Raw genomic sequence first — 19020 nt, forward strand, 5'->3', positions numbered from 1 at the left:
GCCGCCGCCGCGTTCGGCGACGACACCCTGTTCCTCGAACGGTTCGTGCTCAACCCGCGCCACATCGAGGTGCAGGTGCTCGCCGACGGTTACGGCAACGTCGTGCACCTCGGCGAACGCGAATGCAGCCTGCAGCGCCGACACCAGAAGGTCATCGAGGAGGCGCCGTCGCCGCTGCTGGACGCGGCGACGCGGGCGAGGATCGGCGCGGCGGCGTGCGACACCGCGCGCAGCGTCGACTACACCGGCGCGGGCACCGTCGAGTTCATCGTGTCCGCCGACCGGCCCGACGAGTTCTTCTTCATGGAGATGAACACCCGCCTGCAGGTCGAGCATCCGGTCACCGAGATGGTCACCGGCATCGACCTCGTCGAGCAACAGGTGCGGATCGCCGCGGGGGAGAAGCTGTCGATCGCGCAGGACGACATCGTCATGACCGGGCACGCGATCGAGGCCCGCGTCTACGCCGAAGATCCCGGGCGCGGCTTCCTGCCCACGGGTGGCGAGGTGTTGGACCTCGCCGAGCCGCAGGGGCCCGGCGTCCGCGTCGACTCGGGGCTGGCCCCGGGCTCGGTGATCGGCAGCGACTACGACCCGATGCTGTCGAAGGTCATCGCGCACGCCGAGGACCGGCCGGGCGCCCTTCGTGCGCTCGACCGTGCGCTGGCGCAGACCGCCGTATTGGGTGTCACCACGAACATCGAGTTCCTGCGGTTCCTTCTCGCCGAACCCGACGTCGCGGCCGGCCGCCTCGACACCGGCCTACTGGACCGCCGCAGCCCGGACTTCGCGCCGGCGGCCGCTCGGGACGTCGACCTGGTCGCCGCCGCGGCGTACAAGTGGCTGCGCGCATGGCCGGAACCCGTCGGCGACCTGTGGGCGGTCCCGTCCGGCTGGCGGATGGGCCGGCATGCGCCGACGACGTATCGACTGCAGTCGGGTGAACGCATCGACCACGTCCACCTCAGCGGGACGCCGTCGGCGGGCAACGCGGCGATCGAGGACGGGCAAGCGCGCCCACTGTCGGCGTCGTCGGCCGGCGACCGGCTGGCGGTCACATTCGACGGTGTCCGAACCGATTACGTCGTGGCGGCCGAAGACGGTCGGGTCTGGCTGGCGGACGGCGGCCGCACCCTGGCGGTCGACGAGGTGCGCGAAGCGCCGGTGCGGCCCGACGACGCGCACAGCGGCGACGCCGAGTTGACAAGCCCGATGCCGGGTTCCGTGGTGGCCGTCGGGGTCGCCGAGGGCGATCGGGTCACGGCGGGCACGGTCGTGGTCACCGTCGAGGCCATGAAGATGGAACACGCGTTGAGCGCCCCGGTCGACGGCGTGGTGGAACTCCTTGTCGCCGAAGGCGATCAAGTCAAGGTGGGTCAGTTGCTGGCGAAGGTCATCGCGGACCCCGCAGTGGAGGAACAATTATGAGCGACTTTCTGGCCACCGGCATGCTGCCGGATCACTACGAACAGCTGGCCAAAACGGTTCGCGACTTCGCCCAGAGCGTGGTGGCGCCCGTCGCCGCCAAGCACGACGAGGAACACTCGTTCCCGTACGAGGTCGTCGCGGGCATGGCCGACATGGGCCTGTTCGGCCTGCCGTTTCCCGAGGAGTACGGCGGCATGGGCGGCGATTACTTCGCGCTGTGCCTCGCGCTCGAGGAACTCGGCAAGGTCGACCAGAGCGTCGCGATCACGCTCGAAGCGGGGGTGTCGCTGGGCGCGATGCCGGTGTACCGGTTCGGTTCCGACAAGCAGAAGGAAGAGTGGCTCCCGCTGCTGGCAAGCGGTAAGGCGCTCGGCGCGTTCGGCCTGACCGAAGCCGGTGGGGGCAGCGACGCGGGCGCCACCAAGACCACGGCCCGGCTCGACGACGGCCACTGGGTCATCAACGGTTCCAAGCAGTTCATCACCAACTCGGGCACCGACATCACCAAGCTGGTGACGGTGACGGCGGTGACGGGCGAGAAACTTGATGGCAAGAAAGAGATTTCGTCGATCCTGGTGCCGGTGCCCATCGACGGCTTCACCGCCGAGCCGGCCTACAGCAAGGTCGGCTGGAACGCCTCGGACACCCACCCGCTGAGCTTCGACGATGTGCGCGTGCCCGAGGAGAATTTGCTCGGTGAGCGCGGCAGGGGATATGCGAACTTCCTCCGCATCCTCGACGAGGGCCGCATCGCGATCGCCGCGCTGTCGGTCGGGGCGGCCCAGGGGTGTGTCGACGAATCGGTCAAGTACGCCAAGGAACGCGAGGCCTTCGGCGCCGCCATCGGCAGCTATCAGGCGATCGCCTTCAAAATCGCGCGCATGGAGGCGCGGGCACACATTGCCCGCACGGCGTACTACGACGCCGCCGCGCTGATGCTGGCCGGAAAGCCGTTCAAGAAGGCGGCGTCCATCGCCAAGATGGTGGCCAGCGAGGCCGCGATGGACAACGCCCGCGACGCGACCCAGATCTTCGGCGGCTACGGCTTCATGAACGAGTACTCCGTCGCACGGCATTACCGCGACAGCAAGATCCTCGAAATCGGCGAGGGCACAACGGAAGTGCAGTTGATGCTGATCGGGCGGGAGCTGGGCCTGTGAGCGGAGTGAACGATCAGACCGACAGCGACAAGAAAATCGTCGTTCAGCGCGGGCTGTGGTACGAGGAGTTCGAGACTGGTGTGCTGTATCAGCACCGTCCGGGACGCACGATCACCGAGGCGGACAACGTCTTGTTCACGACTCTGACGATGAACACCCAGGCGCTGCATCTGGACGCCGCGTTCTCCGACGCCCTGCCGCCGTTCAACCAGCGGCTGGTCAACTCGATGTTCACGCTGTCGACCCTCGTCGGGCTGTCGGTCACCCAGCTGACGCAGGGCACCATCGTCGGCAACCTGGGCTTCGGTGAAATCGCCTTCCCGAAACCGCTTTTCCACGGCGACACGCTCTACGCGGAGTCCGAGGTGCTCGAGAAGCGTGAGTCCAAGAGCCGCCCCGGTGAGGGCATCGTGACCTTCTCCCACGTCGGCCGCAACCAACACGGCGACATCGTGGCGACCGCTTCTCGAAAAACCATGGTGCGCAAGCGACCGGAGGGTGACGCATAGTGGCGCTCGCGACGGGACCCGCCTGGCTGTTCTGCCCCGCCGACCGCCCGGAGCGGTTCGAGAAGGCCGCCGCGGCCGCCGATGTCGTGATCCTCGACCTCGAGGACGGCGTCGCCGCCAAGGACCGGGAGGCCGCCCGTGCGGCGCTCATCGAGACCCGTCTCGACCCGCAGCGAACGGTGGTGCGCGTCAACCCGGCCGGCACGGCCGATCATCCCCTCGACCTCGAGACGCTGGCCAAGACCGACTACACCACGGTCATGCTCGCCAAGACCGAGGACCCGCAACAGGTGCGCGACCTGGCGCCGCTCGACGTCGTGGTGCTGATCGAGACCCCGCTCGGCGCGCTGGCCGTGACCGACCTGGCGCGCATGGAGAACGCGGTCGCGCTCATGTGGGGCGCCGAGGACCTGTTCGCGGTGACCGGTGGCACCGCCAACCGGTACCCCGACGGCAGCTACCGCGAGGTCGCCCGCCATGTGCGATCGCAGACGCTGCTGGCCGCGAAGGCCTACGGCCGACTGGCGCTGGACTCGGTGTACCTCGATATCAAGGACCTCGAGGGCCTGCGAGGCGAGGTCGACGACGCCGTGGCGGTCGGCTTCGACGTCAAGGTCGCGATCCATCCGTCCCAGGTCGCGGTGATCCGGGAGGGCTATGCGCCGACACCCGAACAGGTGCAATGGGCGCGACACGTGCTCGACGCGGCCCGCGAAGCCCGGGGCGTCTTCCAGTTCGAAGGCATAATGGTGGATGCCCCAGTACTGCGGCGAGCAGAGCGCATCGTCCAGCTAGCGCCCCACCCCGGCGACTAGCCGACAGCCTCCGACCAGAGGTTCTGCTCTACCCGCCTCCGTGCTGAGCACCTCAGTCGCCTGACGGCGCGATCCGCCGTCAGTGGCCTTAGGAGGCGGTATGGCAGGGACCGTTTCGGCACCCCTCGAGTCGTTCGACGTCGAGATGGAGCCCGTTTCACTGGTCGCCCCGGACGGGACGCCGACCCCCGAATCCCGGTACCGCCGAGATCTTCCCCCCGAGACGCTGGCCTGGCTCTACGAGGCCATGGTCGTCACCCGCGACCTCGACGGCGAGTTCGTCAACCTGCAGCGACAGGGTGAGTTGGCGCTGTTCGCGTCATGCCACGGCCAGGAGGCCGCCCAGATCGGTGCCGCGGCATGCCTGCGCAAGACCGACTGGCTGTTCCCGCAGTACCGCGAGATCGGCGCCTTCCTGCTACGCGGCATCACGCCCGCGCAGATCGCCGCGGTGTGGCGCGGGAAATGGCACGGCGGGCTGGGCTTTACCGAGAAATGCGTCGCGCCGATCGCCATCCCGATCGGCACCCACGGACTGCACGCGGTCGGGGCGGCCATGGCCGCTCAGCGGTTGGGCGAGGAGTCGGTGACGCTGGCATTCATCGGCGACGGCGCCACCAGCGAGGGTGACGTGCACGAGGCGCTGAACTTCGCCGCCGTCTACAAGGCGCCGTGCGTGTTCTTCGTCCAGAACAACCAGTGGGCGATCTCGGTGCCGGTCCGGCAGCAGATGGCCGGGCCGTCCATCGCGCACCGCGCCACCGGCTACGGGATGCCGGGGATCCGCGTCGACGGCAACGACGTGCTCGCATGCTTCGCGGTCACCGCCGAAGCCGCGCGCCGGGCCCGCGAGGGTGGCGGTCCGACACTCATCGAGGCGATCACCTACCGGATGGGTCCGCACACCACCTCCGACGACCCGAACCGCTACCGCAGCCCGGCCGAGGTGCAGGAGTGGGCGGCACGCGACCCGATCGCGCGCTACCGCACCTATCTGCAGTCGGTGGGGGTGTGGACCGACCGGCTCGAGGAACGGGTCAAGGCGAGGTCGGTACGGCTGCGAGCCGAACTGCGCGACGCGGTCGTCGGCGACGAGGACTACGACGTCACCGAGATGTTCGACACGGTCTATGCCGACATCACGCCCGATCTCGCGGCCCAACGCGACCAACTCGCCGCCGAACTCGCGAAGGAGGTGTGACATGACGCAGATCATCGAACGGCCACCGATGTTCGGCGAGGACGAACCTCCCGAGCATCTGCTGACCTCGCTGCCCGCGGTGACCGATGCGCCGACCCTGACCATGGCACAGGCCATCAACCGCGCCCTGCACGACGCGATGGCCTCCGACGAGCGGGTGCTGGTGTTCGGTGAGGACGTCGCGACGCTCGGCGGCGTCTTCCGCGTCACCGAGGGCCTGGCCGAAACCTTCGGTGCCGCTCGGTGTTTCGACACGCCACTGGCCGAGTCGGCGATCGTCGGGATTGCAATCGGAATGGCCCTGCGTGGCTTCGTCCCCGTACCCGAGATCCAGTTCGACGGGTTCGCAGCACCGGCCTTCGACCAGATTGTCAGCCATCTTGCGAAGTACCGGATGCGTACGCGCGGTGACGTCGACATGCGGGTGACGATCCGCATCCCGTCGTTCGGCGGAATCGGCGCGGTCGAACACCACTCTGAGTCGACCGAAACTTATTGGCTGCACACCGCGGGGCTGAAGGTGGTGGTGCCCTCGACACCCTCGGATGCGTATTGGCTGCTACGGCAAGCGATCACCAGCCGTGACCCCGTCATCTATCTCGAGCCCAAGCGCCGATACTGGACCCGCGAGCCCGTCGACACCTCGGCTCCGGGGCTGCCGCTGGGGCGGGCGGCGACCCGCCGCGTCGGCACCGACGTCACCGTGGTGACCTACGGCCCGCTGGTGGCCACCGCGCTGGGCGCGGCGGACGTCGCCGCCGAGCGCCACGGCTGGAGCGTCGAGGTTCTCGACCTGCGCACGCTCAATCCGCTGGATTTCGAGGCGGTTTCGGAGTCGGTGCGGCGCACCGGCCGGGTCGTGGTGATGCACGAGGGGCCGCGCACACTGGGTTTCGGCGCCGAATTGGCGGCACGCATCTCGGAGGAGTTGTTCTACGACCTCGAGGCGCCGGTGTTGCGGGCGACCGGATTCGACACGCCCTATCCGCCTGCGCGGCTGGAGAAGCTGTGGCTGCCGGGGGTCGACCGGCTGCTCGATTGCATCGAACGCACCTTGGAGCAGCCATGACGGTGATGGCCTTTCTGGTTCCCGATCTCGGCGAGGGTCTCGAGGACGCGACGATCACCGCGTGGAGCGTCGCGGTCGGCGACGAGGTCGAACTCAATCAGACGCTTTGCACGGTGGAAACCAACAAGGCCGAGGTCGAGATCCCGAGCCCGTACGCGGGCCGCGTGGTCGAACTGGGTGGCCGCGAAGGCGAGACGCTACCCGTCGGCGCGACGCTGGTGCGCATCGCGACCGACGCCGAAAAGCCCGTCCAGAAGCGCAAACCCGTGCTTGTCGGATACGGCGCCGATGACGCGATGGACCAGAGCAGGCGAACGACCACACCGCCGCCGCACCGTGCCCGCGCCAAGCCTGCGGTGCGCAAGCTCGCCGCCGAACTGAACGTGGACCTGGCGACGCTGACGGGTTCGGGACCCGACGGTGTGGTCACCCGCGAGGACGTACTCGCCGCGGCGGGCAGGTCCGCGCCCAGCCCCGACATGGTGACGGTCAGTGGAGTCCAGGCCGAGATGGCGCGTCGTATGACGATGTCGCGCAAGCAGATTCCCGACGCACACACCGCCGTGCAAGTGGACGGTACGAACCTGCTGGGGCTGCGGGACCGGCTTCGCGACCGCGCCGGCGACGAGGCGCCGATCACGCCGTTCGTGCTCACGCTGCGCCTGCTGACCATCGCGCTGCGACATCACCCCACCCTCAACGCCACGTGGGTGGAGACCACCGAAGGCGCGCAGATCCACCTGCATTCGGCCGTGCACCTCGGCTTCGGGGTGGCGGCGCCGCGAGGCTTGCTGGTTCCCGTCGTCAGCGATGCCCACCTCAAGACCACCCGCCAGCTCGCCGACGAGGTGGCCCGGCTGATCGTCGGTGCGCGGGCGGGCACGCTCAAACCGACCGAGCTGCAGGGCTCGACGTTCACCGTGTCGAACTTCGGTGCGCTCGGCCTCGACGACGGAGTCCCGGTGATCAACTACCCCGAAGCCGCCATCCTCGGCATCGGTTCGCTCAAACCGCGCGCGGTGGTCGTCGACGGCGCGGTGGTGGCACGGCCGACGATGAACCTCACCTGCGCGTTCGACCACCGGATCGCCGACGGTGCGCAGGCGGCGGCGTTCATGTGCGAACTTCGCGACCTGATCGAAGCGCCGGACACGGCGCTGCTCGACCTGTAGTGCACGATTCGGCCATGGCGCAGAAGGATTCATGCTCGTGCGGCAGCGGAAACGTTTACGCCGCGTGCTGCGAACCCCTGCACGACGGTGCGCGCGTCGCCGCCACCGCCGAGGAGCTGATGCGGTCGCGCTACTCCGCCTTCGCAAAAGGTGTTGGGGATTATTTGTTCACGACGTGGCATCCGCGCACACGGCCGTCCGACGTTACGCTCGATGACGAGGTGATTTGGACCGGGCTCGTCATCAGCGACGTGGTCGCCGGCGGCGAGACCGACGACCACGGTGAGGTCGAATTCACGGCCCGCTACCTTCGGGCGGGGCGGCCGGGCGCGATGGACGAGCGCAGCCGATTCGAACGGCGAGCGGGACGCTGGTTCTACGTCGGCCGCGTCTGAGTCATCGGCGCCGCGCCGCGGCGAGCCGTTCGGCGAACTCGGGGGAGCGGATCGAGGTGGCCTGCGGGCCGAGTTCGGTGTCGACCGCGATGCGGTGCTGGTCGACGTCGACGACCCCGGGGTTGGCCGTCGCCCGCATCGACGCCTTGGTCGCGAGCACCACCTCGCGCGGTGCTCCCGCCGGGCCCTTGGCCAGTTCCCTCGCCGCGGCTACGGGATCGTCGGCGACCTCGAGCGCCAGGCCGTAGCGGACGGCGGCCTCGGCGTCGAAGCGCTTGCCGAACAGCAGTGACGCGCGGGCGGCCTGCGGACCGATCGCGCGCTGCAGCATCCAGGTCGCTCCTCCGCCGGGGTGGATGCCCAACTTCTGGAAGCGGGGGTCGAACAGCGCGGCGGGCCCGGCGATACGCACGTCGGCCGCCAGCGCCAGGTTCAGTCCGGCGCCGACGGCGGCGCCGTTCACCGCCGCGATGGTCGGCAGCGCGCAGTTGGCGACGGCGAGGAAACCGTCGTAGATCTTGCGCAGTCCGTCCTCGGTCGCCGAGCCGAGCGCGCTCAGGTCGGCGCCCGCACAGAACGCCTTGCCCGCGCCGGTGACGATGACCGCGTGCACATCCGGATCGGCCTCTGCGGCGTCGACGGCTTCGCGCAGTGCGGTGGAGATCTCGAACGTCACCGCGTTTCGGCGCTCGGGGTCGTTGACGGTGAGGACCGCGACGCGGTCTTCGATGTGGATCAGTACCGGATCAGTCACCGGCTCAGCCTAGTGACCCGTCAGGGGGCGACGGTCAGCGTGACGTTGTGCAGTGCCACCGCGACATCGCTGGGCAGGATGTCGACGAAGGTCGGGACGTCGCGAATCGCGCCGCCCGAGGCGATCAGGTTTCCCGGATAGCTAGGGCTGCAAGGGAAGTTATGGCAGCGGTACCAGAAGCCCGGTGCGCTCTGGTACGGAAACATGCTGGGCGCCTGATCCACCCGGTACCGCCCGGGCTCGATCGAGGCCGTGGTCCAGCCCGGTCGGGGGTTCGTGGTGACGTTGAAGACGCCGTTGCTGCCGTAGCTGGGCGGCGGCGCGGCATGCGCAGGCAGGGCGAGCGCGAAGGCCATCGCGCCTGCCGATACGGCGGCGGCCATCCCGCGCCTCGAGTTCACGCCGCCGAGTCTATCGACCGGGCGCTGCCGCCAGGCAGATATCGCTCGACCGGTGACCCGGAGGCGGTCAGGCGGCGGCGTCGGCCCCCGCCTTCGCGTCGTCGCCGGGTGTGCCGGCGTTGCCGCCCGTGGTGTCGTTTCCGGAAACGTCTGGGGTGCCGAGCTGCGGGCCTTCGGTAGCGGAATCGTCGTGCCGCTGAACGCGTTTCGGGCCGAATCCGTCACGGAGCTTGCCGGGCAGGGCTCTCACGCTGTCGCGCAGCACGTTCAGCTGCGGTCGGCGCTTCTGCGCGGTCTCCGGGTCATCGGCCCCGGGCCGTCGAGGCGGCTCTGCCGTGGCCAGCCGTGTGGTGTCGGTCCGACGTTGCGTCGTCTCCGGTTCGACCGTCGGCTCCGGGTCCACCGTTGCCTCCTGCTCGACCGCCGTTTCCGGCTGCGTCGTCGGGCGCGGCGCGGACGCCGCCGACAGGCCCTGCAGGATCGCACCGGGGACCTTCACTGCCGTGGCCAACAATTCGCCGGGCGGGGGAGCGATCCGTGCCGGGCGGTAGGCGCTCGGATCGCGGGGGATCGGGTTGCCGCCGTAGTAGGCCGAGTCGACGGCCAGCTTCAGTACCGGCCCGGTGAGCTCGGCGAGCTGATCGCCGAAGACGTCGCGGATCAGCCGGGTGAGCGGAAGCTCTTCGGCGGTGTACGTGACGTAGGTGGTGTTGTCCCGCTCGGTGACGTAGGCCGTGATCCTGTCGCCGGGGGGAGCGCTGCACTGCGCGTCCGGACAGTCGAGGACGTCGCCGGTCGTGAGGATCGCGCAGGTGTTGGCGCCGCAGTGGACGGTGGGCTTGCCCTCGGCGTCGACCGGGAGCTCGCGCTCGGACTGGTTCAGCCGGGTGTAGAGGTAGCCGACCAGCGAATTGACCGCGGCGACGGGGTTCAGCACGTCCGCCGGGGCGTTGGAGTTGTAGTCGTACTCGTACCCGGTGTTGACGACGCGCAACGCGGGCACATTGCTCGGGGTCGGGATGGGGTTCACCCCGATCAGCGCGAACCACGGATACCGGGTGCCGAAGCCGCCGTCGGGGCGCGCGACATCGTTGTCGAGGATGAATACGGTGTCCTTCAGATCCGTCCGATTCCGTAGAAGCAGCAAACTGGCGTTCGCCGCGCCCCAGCCCGAGGCCAGTACCGCGTTCTGTTCGCCGGGGTGCTCGCTGAGGGCCTGCTCGATGCCGGCCGGACCGGTGCGGAAGTCGACGTAGACGATGTTTTTGCCGTCGGCACCGGTGTACGTCGGGTTGTTGAACTTGCCGCCGAAGAAGTCCGCCACACCCGCCCCGGTCGGGTTCGTCGAGCTGCCCACGACGATGAGAGCGGTCAGGTCCACCATCGCCGAGGAGATCGAAGCCGGCTGGGTGGCCGCGAGGCCGACGACACAGGTCGCAACCCCCGCGGCGGCCACGCCCGTCGCCAACCGAGTCCACCTTTTGCCCGAACCGGCCATCCCTCGTCCTCCCACCCCATGCGCAGCAAACACCAGCGCTTGGCGCGATAGTACGCGACGGGCTACAGCTTGGCGATCAGAGCCGCGGCGCGGACGTCCTCGCCGACGGTCAGCGCGATGTCCACAGCGTCACCGCGGCGCGCCCACCGGATGGTCACGTCCTCGCCGTACCGGATGGGCCTGCGGTACTCGACCACGGTGCGGTACGGGGCGCGGCCGAGATCGGGCAAGAGGGCCATCACTTCGTGAATGGCGTGCCAGTACGCGGTGTTGGTGACGTGCTCGAAGATGTCGATGTCGGTGCGACGCAGCGGGAACGGGATCTGCTCGTCGGCGTCCTCGAGGTTGGTCAACCAGGGCCGCCACTTGAGGCGCAGTTCGTCGGTGGTGGTGGCGAACCGCGCGATCAGGCTGTCCGAGGCGCGCTGCGGCGTCAACGTCTTGCTGTTGATGGCGATCCAGAAGCCTTCGGTCTCGATGCGGCCCCCGTCGCTGCCGACCAGGTCGACACGCATCGTGCACCACCGGGTCGACAACGCCGAGCACCAGCGGCTGAACGAGATCTCGTTCGGGAAATCGATCGGCTCGATGACGTCGATGACGGTGCGCTGGACGAGCCAGTGCGGGTGGTCGTCGGCCTCGCCGGCGTCGACGAGGTTCTCCGCGCCGACCTCCTGGATGTAGCGGGCCACGCCGTCGAGGCGCAGGTTCAGGTCGCCGTCGATGTCGCCGGTGGCGACTCGCCACGCCGTGCGGTAGACGTATCCGGTCTCCGGCAGCGGGCTGAGCCGGTGCGCGACGTCGTTGGTGGGCATCGGGTCAAGTATCGACCGGGACCAAATTCCGCGGTGAGCGCCCCCGGCAGGACTCGAACCTGCGACCGACCGCTTAGAAGGCGGTTGCTCTATCCACTGAGCTACGGGGGCGGGTGGGCTAACCCTAACCAATTGCCCACAGCGTCACCGGTCAGCACGCTGCAACTCCCGTCGCACGTCAGCGCTAAAGGGCTCTCGCACCGTGTTCACGCCGACTAGCGTGGTGACGACAGCTTCACGACAGGAGGACGCTACGGCCTATGAGCGACGTGCCGGAACTCGATGCGGCGGGACTCCCCGAGGAACTCAGCCCGCTCGACCAGATCCTGCACCGCGGTGAGGCGAATCCGCGCACCCGCTCGGGAATCATGACCGTCGAGATCCTCGACTGCGCGCCGGATTGGGACACGTTCCGCGCCAAGTTCGAGGCGGCCTCGCGCAAGGTTCTGCGGTTGCGGCAGAAGGTGGTGATGCCGACGCTGCCGACCGTGGCCCCCCGATGGGTCGTCGACCCCGATTTCAACCTCGACTTCCACCTGCGGCGCGTGCGTGCACCGCAACCGGGAACCTTTCGTCAGGTGCTCGACTTCGCCGAGGTCGCCGCGCAATCCCCGCTCGACATCTCCCGGCCGCTGTGGACCGCGACGCTCGTCGAGGGACTCGCCGACGACCGCGCCGCGATGGTCGTGCACCTCAGCCACGCGGTCACCGACGGCGTCGGCGGAGTCGAGATGTTCGCCAATCTGTATGACCTCGAGCGGGAGCCGGCGCCTGCGCCCCTTCCTCCGCTTCCCATCCCGCAGGACCTGTCGCCCAACGACCTGATGCGGCAGGGGTTCTTCCGGTTGCCTGGCACGATCGCGGGCCGCATGCGCGGCGCGTTGTTCGGCGCCGCCCACGTTGCAGGGGAAGTGATCCGCGATCCGATCTCACGGCTCGGCAGCGCCGTCGAGTACGCCATGTCGGGTGCGCGCGTGATGGGGCCGGTCGCCGATCCGTCGCCGCTGCTGCGGCGGCGAAGCCTGTCGTCGCGCAGCGAGGCCATCGACATCGAGTTCGGCGTCTTGCACCGCGCCGCCAAGGCCGCCGGAGGTTCGATCAACGACGCGTACCTGGCAGGCCTGTGCGGTGCGCTGCGGCTCTACCACGAAGCCAAGGGTGTGCCGGTCGAGACGCTGCCGATGGCGGTGCCGGTCAACCTCCGTTCCGATGCCGACCCCGCGGGCGGAAACCGGTTCGCTGGCATCAATCTCGCCGCGCCGATCGGCCTGACAGACCCCGAGGTTCGGATCCGCAACATCCGCTCGCAGATGACCACCAAGCGCGAGGAGCGGGCCATCGACATGGTCGGCGCCATCGCTCCGCTCGTAGGCCTGCTGCCCGACACGGCCCTCGAGTCGATGGCCGGATCGATCGTGAATTCCGACGTCCAGGCCAGCAACGTCCCGGTGTATGCGGGGGACACCTTCATCGCCGGCGCGAAAGTCCTTCGGCAGTACGGCCTCGGCCCGCTGCCGGGGGTGGCGATGATGGTGGTGCTGATCTCGCGCTCAGGCTACTGCACGATCACCACCCGATACGACCGTGCGGCGTTCACCGATCAAGAGTTGTGGGCGCGCTGCCTGCTGTCGGGTTTCGACGAGGTGCTCGCCCTCGGGGGCGACGGTCGCGCCGAACCCGCATCGTTCAGCGTCGATTCAGAACCCACCACCGTCTCATCACCCAATGGGAGTGCAGCGCAATGACTTCGCCCAACGGTCAGCCCGCCCGGCGCACCATGCGACTGCCGGGTTCGGTCGCCGAGATCCAAGCCGGTCCGCAGGGCCCCGAGATCGGCGCGTTCTTCGATCTCGACGGCACGCTGGTGGCCGGCTTCACCGGTGTGGTGATGACGCAGGACCGGTTTCGGCGCCGCCAGATGTCGATGGGTGAGTTCATCGGCATGGTGCAGGCCGGGCTGAACCACCAGCTGGGTCGTTCGGAGTTCGAGGATCTGATCGGCAAGGGTGCGCGCATGCTGCGCGGCAACTCGCTCGAGGACATCGACGAGCTCGCCGAGCGGTTGTTCGTCCAAAAGATCGTCGGCCGTATCTATCCCGAGATGCGGGAGTTGGTACGCGCGCACATGGCTCGCGGCCACACCGTCGTTCTCAGCTCGTCGGCGCTGACGGTCCAGGTGGAGCCCGTCGCGCGGTTCCTCGGCATCGAGAACGTGTTGAGCAACAAGTTCGAGCTCGACGAGAACGGCTTGCTCACCGGCGAGGTGACGCGCCCGATCATCTGGGGCCCCGGGAAGGCAAGGGCCGTGCAGAAGTTTGCCGCCGAGCACGGTGTCGACCTGTCGAAGAGTTACTTCTACGCCGACGGCGACGAAGACGTCGCGCTGATGTACCTGGTGGGTAATCCGCGCCCGACGAATCCGGGCGGCAAGCTCGCCGCCGTCGCTGCCAAGCGGGGATGGCCGGTGCTGCGATTCACCAGTCGCAGTGGCGCGAGCCCGGTTTCGCAACTGCGCACCGCGGCGGGGATCGCGACCATGGCGCCGATCGCCGCTGGGGCGCTCGGCCTGGGGCTGCTGACCCGGAGCAAGCGCAACGGCGTCAACTTCTTCACCGCGGCGTTCGGCCGGTCGCTGATGAGCACCATCGGCATCAACGTCAAGGTGATCGGCAGAGACAACCTCACGAAAAAGCGTCCCGCGGTGTTCATCTTCAACCACCGCAATCAAGCCGACCCGTTGATCGCCGGCCATTTGGTGGACACCGATTTCACGTCGGTGGGCAAGAAGGAACTGGAAAAAGACCCGATCGTCGGCACCCTGGGCAAGATCATGGACGCCGCGTTCATCGACCGCGAGGATCCGCAGAAAGCCGTCGAAGGGCTCAAGAAGGTCGAGGGGCTTGCCCGCAAGGGGCTCTCGATCCTGATCGCCCCGGAGGGCACGCGGCTGGACACGACCGAAGTGGGCCCGTTCAAGAAGGGTCCGTTCCGGATCGCGATGTCGGCGGGAATCCCCCTGGTGCCCATGGTGATCCGCAACGCCGAAGTGATCGCCGCGCGCGATTCGAGCACCTTCAACCCGGGTACGGTTGACGTCGTCGTCTATCCGCCGATTCCCATCGACGGTTGGACGCATGACAACCTCGACGAGCGCATCGCCCAGGTGCGCCAGCTCTACCTCGACACGCTGGCCGAGTGGCCACACGACGAGTCGGATCTCGACGAGATCTACGCGCGCAACATCCCCGCGCCGGAGAAGCCGCCGGCCAAGAAGTCCGCGGCGAAGAAAAGCGCCAAGAAGGCGACCAAGTCGGCGGCCAAGTCGGCGACGAAGTCCGTGCGCACGGCGCCGGCGAGCAAGAAATCCGCACCGAGATCCGCGGGGAAGGGGCGTCCGTGAAGCCGTCCGTCGACGAGTACACCCCCTTCACGCCGACCGGCGACGCCCTGGTGCTGGCGTCGGCTTCCTCCGCCGCCGAACGTGATCTGCTCGACGACTGGCTGCAGCGCCAGCGCCGTGAGCATCCCGAGGCCAAGATCGATGTGCTGCTGCTTCCGGACGACGACCCGCCGGCCGCCGTGCTGGCATCTCTGGTGTCCGAACTCGAGGCGGGAGAAGACCGTTCCGTCGTGCCGGTGCGGGTGTTCTGGGTACCCGGCGGCCTGCCCACCCGATCCAAAGTGGTGGCGGTGATCTCCGGACGCGACACCTACCGCCCACCCGAGATCCTGCAGCGCCGAATCCTACGCCGCGACCGCTCACGCGCCCGCGTGGTCGCCGGCGAACCGGCGAAGGTCTCCGAGCTGCGCCAGCAGTGGGCCGACACCACCGTCGCCGAAAATCCGCGCGAGTTCGCGCGTTTCGTCATCCGCCGCGCGATCCTGGCGATCGAACGCGTCGAACTGCGGCTGCTGGGGCCCGAGTACAAGTCACCGCGGTTGATCAAGCCGGAGTTGTTGGCGTCGGCACGGTTTCGCGAGGGGCTGGAGAAGATCCCGGGCGCGAACCTGGAGACCGCGGGCGAGATGCTCGACGAGCTGTCCACCGGGTGGAGCCGGTTCTCGGTCGATTTGATCCCGACGCTGGGGCGCGCGATCTTCAGCCGCGGCTTCGACCCGAACATCGACTACGACCGCGCCGAGGTCGAGTTGATGCGCCGCAACCTGGAGAACCATCCGGCCGTGCTGTTGTTTTCGCACCGGTCCTATCTCGACGGCGTGATCGTCCCGGTCGCGATGCAGGAGAACCGGTTACCGCCGGTGCACACCTTCGCGGGCATCAACCTGTCGTTCGGCTTCATGGGGCCGTTGATGCGTCATTCGGGTGTGATCTTCCTGCGCCGCAAGCTCGACGACCCGCTCTACAAGTATGTGTTGCGCCAATTCGTCGGCTACATCGTCGAGAAGCGGTTCAACCTCAGCTGGTCGATCGAAGGCACCCGGTCGCGGACCGGAAAGATGTTGCCGCCCAAGCTCGGTCTGCTCGCGTATGTGGCCGACGCGTATCTCGACGGGCGCAGCGAGGACATTCTGCTGCAGCCGGTGTCGATCAGCTTCGACCAGCTGCACGAGACGTCCGAGTACGCCGCGTACGCGCGTGGCGGGGAGAAGACGCCCGAGAGCCTGTCGTGGATGTACAACTTCATCAAGGCGCAGGGCGAGCGCAACTACGGCAAGATCTACGTCCGGTTCCCCGAGGCCGTGTCGATGCGGGAGTACCTCGGTGTGCCGCACGGACCGATGACCACCGACGAGGACGCCAAACGGCTTGCGCTGCAGAAGATGGCGTTCGAGGTGTCGTGGCGGATCCTGCGGGCCACCCCGGTCAACGCCTCGGCGCTGGTGTCGGCTCTGCTGCTGACCACACGCGGAATCGCGTTGACGCTGGACCAGATACACCACACGCTGCAGCCGTCGCTGGACTACCTGGAGCGCAAGCAGACCCCGATGACCAACAGCGCGTTGAGGTTACGCACCTCCGAAGGCGTGCGGGCCGCGCTCGACGCGCTGTCCAACCGGCACCCCGTCACCTGCGTCGAGGGGGGACGTGAGCCCGTGTGGCGGATCGCTCCCGAGGACGAGCACGAGGCGGCGTTCTACCGGAACACGCTGATCGACGCGTTCCTGGAGACATCGTTGGTCGAGCTGGCGCTCGTGCATGCCGGCCGCGCCGAAGGCGACCGGCTCGAGGCGTTCTGGTCGCAGGTGATGCGGTTGCGCGATCTGCTGAAGTTCGACTTCTACTTCGCCGACTCCGCGGCGTTCCGCGAGCACGTCGCCGAGGAGCTGTCGTGGCAGCAGGGCTGGGAGGATCAGGTCTCGGCGGGTGAGGAACAGGTCGGCGAACTGCTGCGAACCAAGTCGCCGCTGTTGGCGGGCGCGATGCTGCGCCCGTTCTTCGAGGCGTATGCGATCGTCGCGGACGCGTTGCTCGACGCGCCTGAGGAGATCGACGAGAAGGACCTGACCAAGAAGGCGCTCGGCCTGGGCAACCAGTACGTCGCGCAGAGCCGGGTGCGCAGCAACGAATCGGTGTCGGCGCTCCTGTTCGCGACCGCGCGTCAGGTCGCCGCCGACCAGCACCTCCTCGAACCCGCGGCCGATCTCCACGAGAGGCGCGCCGCGTTCCGGGACGAGCTGCGCGGCATCCTGCGCGATATGGACATGGTCGAACGGATCGCCCGTGAACAGTTCGTCGCCCGCGAAATCGCGCTTCGGGCGCAGCGTCGCGCGTCGGCCTGATCCGCCTGCCGCGCCGAGCGCACGCTCGGGTCCGCACAGCGCGAGAACGCCCCTATGCAGCTGTGCTGTGGGCAACAGACGCGCGCGCCATACGCTGGGGGGATGACGACGACGGCATCGGGCGTGCGCACCAGCGCGGTGTGGCCGGTGCTCGTCGGGGTGGCGGTGCTGGCCGGTGTGGTGGCCGCCGGCATCGGCGCGCTGTCGCTGGCAGACGCGCTGAGCGCGACCGGGCTGCCGGATCCCGGCCCACTCACCACCTACGGCCTGCCCTTCGTCCGGGCCGCGGGCGAGATCGCGGCCGTCATCGCCGTCGGATCCTTCCTGTTCGCCGCGTTCCTCACACCGCCCCAACCCAACGGCGTGCTCGACGCCGGCGGCTACCGCGCGCTGCGCCTGGGCACCGGCGCGTCGGCGGTGTGGACGGTGTGCGCGGCGCTGATGGTCCCGCTGACGGTGTCCGACGTCTCGGGCCAGCCGCTGAACAAGATCCTCGACCCGGTGGCGGTCTGGTCGGCGGCCAGCCTCGTCGACACGGCCAGCGCATGGCGGTGGACGGCGTTCATCGCCGCGGCCGTCACGGTGGCCAGCCTGCCGGTGTTGCGCTGGTCGTGGACGCCGATCCTGCTCGCCGGGGCGCTCACGACGCTGATCCCGCTGGGCCTGGCCGGGCATTCCTCGACCGGCGGTGCCCACGACGTCGCCACCAACAGCCTGCTGTTCCACCTCGGCGCCGCGGCGCTGTGGGCGGGCGGTCTGCTCGCCCTGCTGGTGCACGCGCTGCGCCGCGGCAAGCACGCCGACATCGCGGCGCGCCGGTTCTCGGCGCTGGCGCTGTGGTGCTTCGTGGTGATGGCCGTCAGTGGCGTGATCAACGCGCTGGTGCGGGTGACCCCCGCCGACCTGGTGAGCACTGAGTACGGCTGGCTGATTGTCGCCAAGATCTGTGCACTGGTCTCGCTCGCGGTGGTCGGTTGGTGGCAACGTCGTTCGGCGGTGTCCGCGCTGCAGGCCGACCCCGATGCGCGGGGGCCGCTGGTGCGGCTGGCGCTACTCGAGGCGGCGCTGTTCGGGGCGACGTTCGGCATCGCGGTCGGGCTCGGGCGCACCCCTCCGCCGCCGCTGGCTGAGCAACCCAGTCCAGTGGAGGTGGCGATCGGGTACGACCTCGCCGGCCCGCCCACCTTCGAGCGGATCATGCTCGACTGGCGTTTCGATCTGATCTTCGGCACCGCCGCGATCGTCCTTGCGGTGGTGTACCTGCTCGGTGTGCGGCGGCTGCGCCGCCGAGGCGACGCGTGGCCGGTCGGCCGGACGGTTGGCTGGCTGTGCGGGTGCGCGGCGCTGTTGTTCGCGACGTCGTCGGGGCTGGGCCGCTACATGCCCGCCATGTTCTCGATGCACATGATCGCGCACATGGTGCTGTCGATGCTGGTGCCGATCCTGCTGGTGCTCGGCGCGCCGGTGACGCTGGCCCTGCGCGCGCTGCCGGCCGCGGGCCGCGGGGATCCGCCCGGACCGAGGGAGTGGCTGCTGGCCGGCCTGCACTCGAAGGTGTCGAAGTTCCTGACCCAACCGGTCGTGGCGACGGTCATTTTCGTGGCCGGTTTCTACGGGCTGTACTTCGGCGGGCTCTTCGACGCCGCCGTCGACGAGCACGGCGCCCACGTGCTGATGAACGTGCACTTCCTGCTCAGCGGATACCTCTTCTACTGGGTGACGATCGGCGTCGACCCGGCGCCGCGCCAAATTCCGCAGCTCGGCAAGGTCGGGATGGTGTTCGCGTCGCTGCCGTTGCACGCGTTCTTCGGGGTCGTGCTGATGGGCACCAAAACCGTGCTGGGTGAGCCGTTCTACCGGTCGCTGCGCGACCACTGGATGAGCAGCGCGAGCATCACCAGCACGAGTGGGACCTCGCCCGCGGCCCAGGCGATTCCGCCGCCGGTGCGTTGGTCGGCGAGCAGGTCGGTGTGCCAGCTCAACTGCAGCGACCGGTAGAACGGCTCACCCAGCACGGTTTTGGTGCCCATCAGCACGACCCCGAAGAACGCGTGCAACGGC

The 19020-nt window shown here is 68.6% G+C and carries 16 protein-coding genes, 1 tRNA gene and 1 pseudogene; 12 read left to right on the plus strand and 6 right to left on the minus strand.

Annotation, left to right across the window (positions count from 1 at the left end; all coding sequences use genetic code 11):
- The 8 genes from A5698_RS10055 to A5698_RS10090 form a co-directional block, all read left to right on the plus strand.
- A partial coding sequence (locus A5698_RS10055) for an ATP-binding protein (protein ID WP_068295969.1) occupies positions 1-1428 on the plus strand: 1428 nt, incomplete at its 5' end.
- Positions 1425-2588 (plus strand): acyl-CoA dehydrogenase family protein, encoded by a 1164-nt coding sequence (locus A5698_RS10060; RefSeq protein WP_067083550.1) that lies wholly within the window; start codon positions 1425-1427, stop codon positions 2586-2588. The genes A5698_RS10055 and A5698_RS10060, both read left to right, overlap by 4 nt.
- Positions 2585-3097: a MaoC family dehydratase gene (locus tag A5698_RS10065; RefSeq protein WP_068295971.1), complete on the plus strand. Its 513-nt coding sequence runs from the start codon at positions 2585-2587 to the stop codon at positions 3095-3097. The genes A5698_RS10060 and A5698_RS10065 overlap by 4 nt, the downstream gene beginning before the upstream one ends.
- On the plus strand, positions 3097-3912 hold the full coding sequence (locus A5698_RS10070) for an HpcH/HpaI aldolase/citrate lyase family protein (protein ID WP_068295974.1): 816 nt from the start codon (positions 3097-3099) through the stop codon (positions 3910-3912). Before A5698_RS10065 ends, A5698_RS10070 begins: the two co-directional genes overlap by 1 nt.
- A 100-nt stretch (positions 3913-4012) precedes the next feature.
- Positions 4013-5113 (plus strand): pyruvate dehydrogenase (acetyl-transferring) E1 component subunit alpha, encoded by a 1101-nt coding sequence (gene pdhA, locus A5698_RS10075; RefSeq protein ID WP_068295976.1) that lies wholly within the window; start codon positions 4013-4015, stop codon positions 5111-5113.
- Position 5114: 1 nt separating this feature from the next.
- Positions 5115-6182, plus strand: coding sequence for an alpha-ketoacid dehydrogenase subunit beta (locus A5698_RS10080; RefSeq protein ID WP_068295978.1), 1068 nt, complete (start codon positions 5115-5117; stop codon positions 6180-6182).
- Positions 6179-7354 carry a dihydrolipoamide acetyltransferase family protein gene (locus A5698_RS10085; protein WP_068295980.1) on the plus strand — a complete coding sequence of 392 codons (1176 nt, stop codon included), beginning with the start codon at positions 6179-6181 and terminating at the stop codon, positions 7352-7354. Before A5698_RS10080 ends, A5698_RS10085 begins: the two co-directional genes overlap by 4 nt.
- 14 nt (positions 7355-7368) lie before the next feature.
- Positions 7369-7749: a YchJ family protein gene (locus A5698_RS10090; protein ID WP_068295997.1), complete on the plus strand. Its 381-nt coding sequence runs from the start codon at positions 7369-7371 to the stop codon at positions 7747-7749.
- Position 7750: 1 nt separating this feature from the next.
- Here A5698_RS10090 and A5698_RS10095 read toward each other — a convergent pair whose 3' ends face one another.
- From A5698_RS10095 to A5698_RS10115, 5 genes are all read right to left on the minus strand, one after another.
- Positions 7751-8503, minus strand: coding sequence for an enoyl-CoA hydratase (locus A5698_RS10095; RefSeq protein ID WP_068295984.1), 753 nt, complete (start codon positions 8501-8503; stop codon positions 7751-7753).
- A gap of 20 nt (positions 8504-8523) precedes the next feature.
- Positions 8524-8886, minus strand: coding sequence for a hypothetical protein (locus A5698_RS10100; RefSeq protein ID WP_068295986.1), 363 nt, complete (start codon positions 8884-8886; stop codon positions 8524-8526).
- A gap of 85 nt (positions 8887-8971) precedes the next feature.
- On the minus strand, positions 8972-10372 hold the full coding sequence (locus A5698_RS10105; RefSeq protein WP_231967368.1) for an alpha/beta hydrolase family protein: 1401 nt from the start codon (positions 10370-10372) through the stop codon (positions 8972-8974).
- 92 nt (positions 10373-10464) lie between these two features.
- The gene (locus tag A5698_RS10110; RefSeq protein ID WP_068295990.1) at positions 10465-11217 is read right to left on the minus strand and encodes an acyl-[acyl-carrier-protein] thioesterase; all 753 of its coding nucleotides are present in this window, start codon (positions 11215-11217) and stop codon (positions 10465-10467) included.
- Positions 11218-11255: 38 nt separating this feature from the next.
- Positions 11256-11328, minus strand: a tRNA-Arg gene (locus A5698_RS10115).
- A 149-nt stretch (positions 11329-11477) separates the two neighbouring features.
- Between A5698_RS10115 and A5698_RS10120 the strand changes: the two genes are divergently transcribed.
- The 4 genes and pseudogenes from A5698_RS10120 to A5698_RS10135 form a co-directional block, all read left to right on the plus strand.
- Positions 11478-12962 (plus strand): wax ester/triacylglycerol synthase family O-acyltransferase, encoded by a 1485-nt coding sequence (locus A5698_RS10120; RefSeq protein ID WP_068295992.1) that lies wholly within the window; start codon positions 11478-11480, stop codon positions 12960-12962.
- A complete protein-coding gene (locus tag A5698_RS10125; RefSeq protein WP_068295994.1) occupies positions 12959-14617 on the plus strand; it encodes an HAD-IB family hydrolase/lysophospholipid acyltransferase family protein in 1659 nt (552 codons plus the stop codon). The genes A5698_RS10120 and A5698_RS10125 overlap by 4 nt, the downstream gene beginning before the upstream one ends.
- Entirely contained in the window at positions 14614-16959 is a 2346-nt protein-coding gene (locus tag A5698_RS10130; RefSeq protein WP_068295996.1) for a glycerol-3-phosphate 1-O-acyltransferase, read from the plus strand. Before A5698_RS10125 ends, A5698_RS10130 begins: the two co-directional genes overlap by 4 nt.
- 102 nt (positions 16960-17061) lie before the next feature.
- Positions 17062-18837 (plus strand): annotated as a pseudogene (locus A5698_RS10135) (bifunctional copper resistance protein CopD/cytochrome c oxidase assembly protein); the annotation flags it as partial.
- Here the strand turns inward: A5698_RS10135 and A5698_RS29385 are convergent.
- A complete protein-coding gene (locus A5698_RS29385) occupies positions 18813-18989 on the minus strand; it encodes a cytochrome c oxidase assembly protein (RefSeq protein ID WP_502688902.1) in 177 nt (58 codons plus the stop codon). The pseudogene A5698_RS10135 and the gene A5698_RS29385 sit on opposite strands and share 25 nt — an antisense overlap.
- Positions 18990-19020 lie beyond the last annotated feature (31 nt).

This window comes from Mycobacterium sp. E136, from assembly GCF_001666865.1.
In the GTDB taxonomy this organism is placed as follows: domain Bacteria; phylum Actinomycetota; class Actinomycetes; order Mycobacteriales; family Mycobacteriaceae; genus Mycobacterium.

Excerpts from the sequence above, each read along its gene's own strand:
- A5698_RS10060 (WP_067083550.1), top strand. The coding sequence starts at position 1,425 with ATGAGCGACTTTCTGGCCACCGGCATGCTGCCGGATCACTACGAACAG.
- pdhA (WP_068295976.1), top strand. The coding sequence starts at position 4,013 with ATGGCAGGGACCGTTTCGGCACCCCTCGAGTCGTTCGACGTCGAGATG.
- A5698_RS10080 (WP_068295978.1), top strand. The coding sequence starts at position 5,115 with ATGACGCAGATCATCGAACGGCCACCGATGTTCGGCGAGGACGAACCT.
- A5698_RS10085 (WP_068295980.1), top strand. The coding sequence starts at position 6,179 with ATGACGGTGATGGCCTTTCTGGTTCCCGATCTCGGCGAGGGTCTCGAG.
- A5698_RS10090 (WP_068295997.1), top strand. The coding sequence starts at position 7,369 with ATGGCGCAGAAGGATTCATGCTCGTGCGGCAGCGGAAACGTTTACGCC.
- A5698_RS10100 (WP_068295986.1), bottom strand. The coding sequence starts at position 8,886 with ATGGCCGCCGCCGTATCGGCAGGCGCGATGGCCTTCGCGCTCGCCCTG.
- A5698_RS10110 (WP_068295990.1), bottom strand. The coding sequence starts at position 11,217 with ATGCCCACCAACGACGTCGCGCACCGGCTCAGCCCGCTGCCGGAGACC.
- A5698_RS10120 (WP_068295992.1), top strand. The coding sequence starts at position 11,478 with ATGAGCGACGTGCCGGAACTCGATGCGGCGGGACTCCCCGAGGAACTC.
- A5698_RS10125 (WP_068295994.1), top strand. The coding sequence starts at position 12,959 with ATGACTTCGCCCAACGGTCAGCCCGCCCGGCGCACCATGCGACTGCCG.
- A5698_RS29385 (WP_502688902.1), bottom strand. The coding sequence starts at position 18,989 with ATGGGCACCAAAACCGTGCTGGGTGAGCCGTTCTACCGGTCGCTGCAG.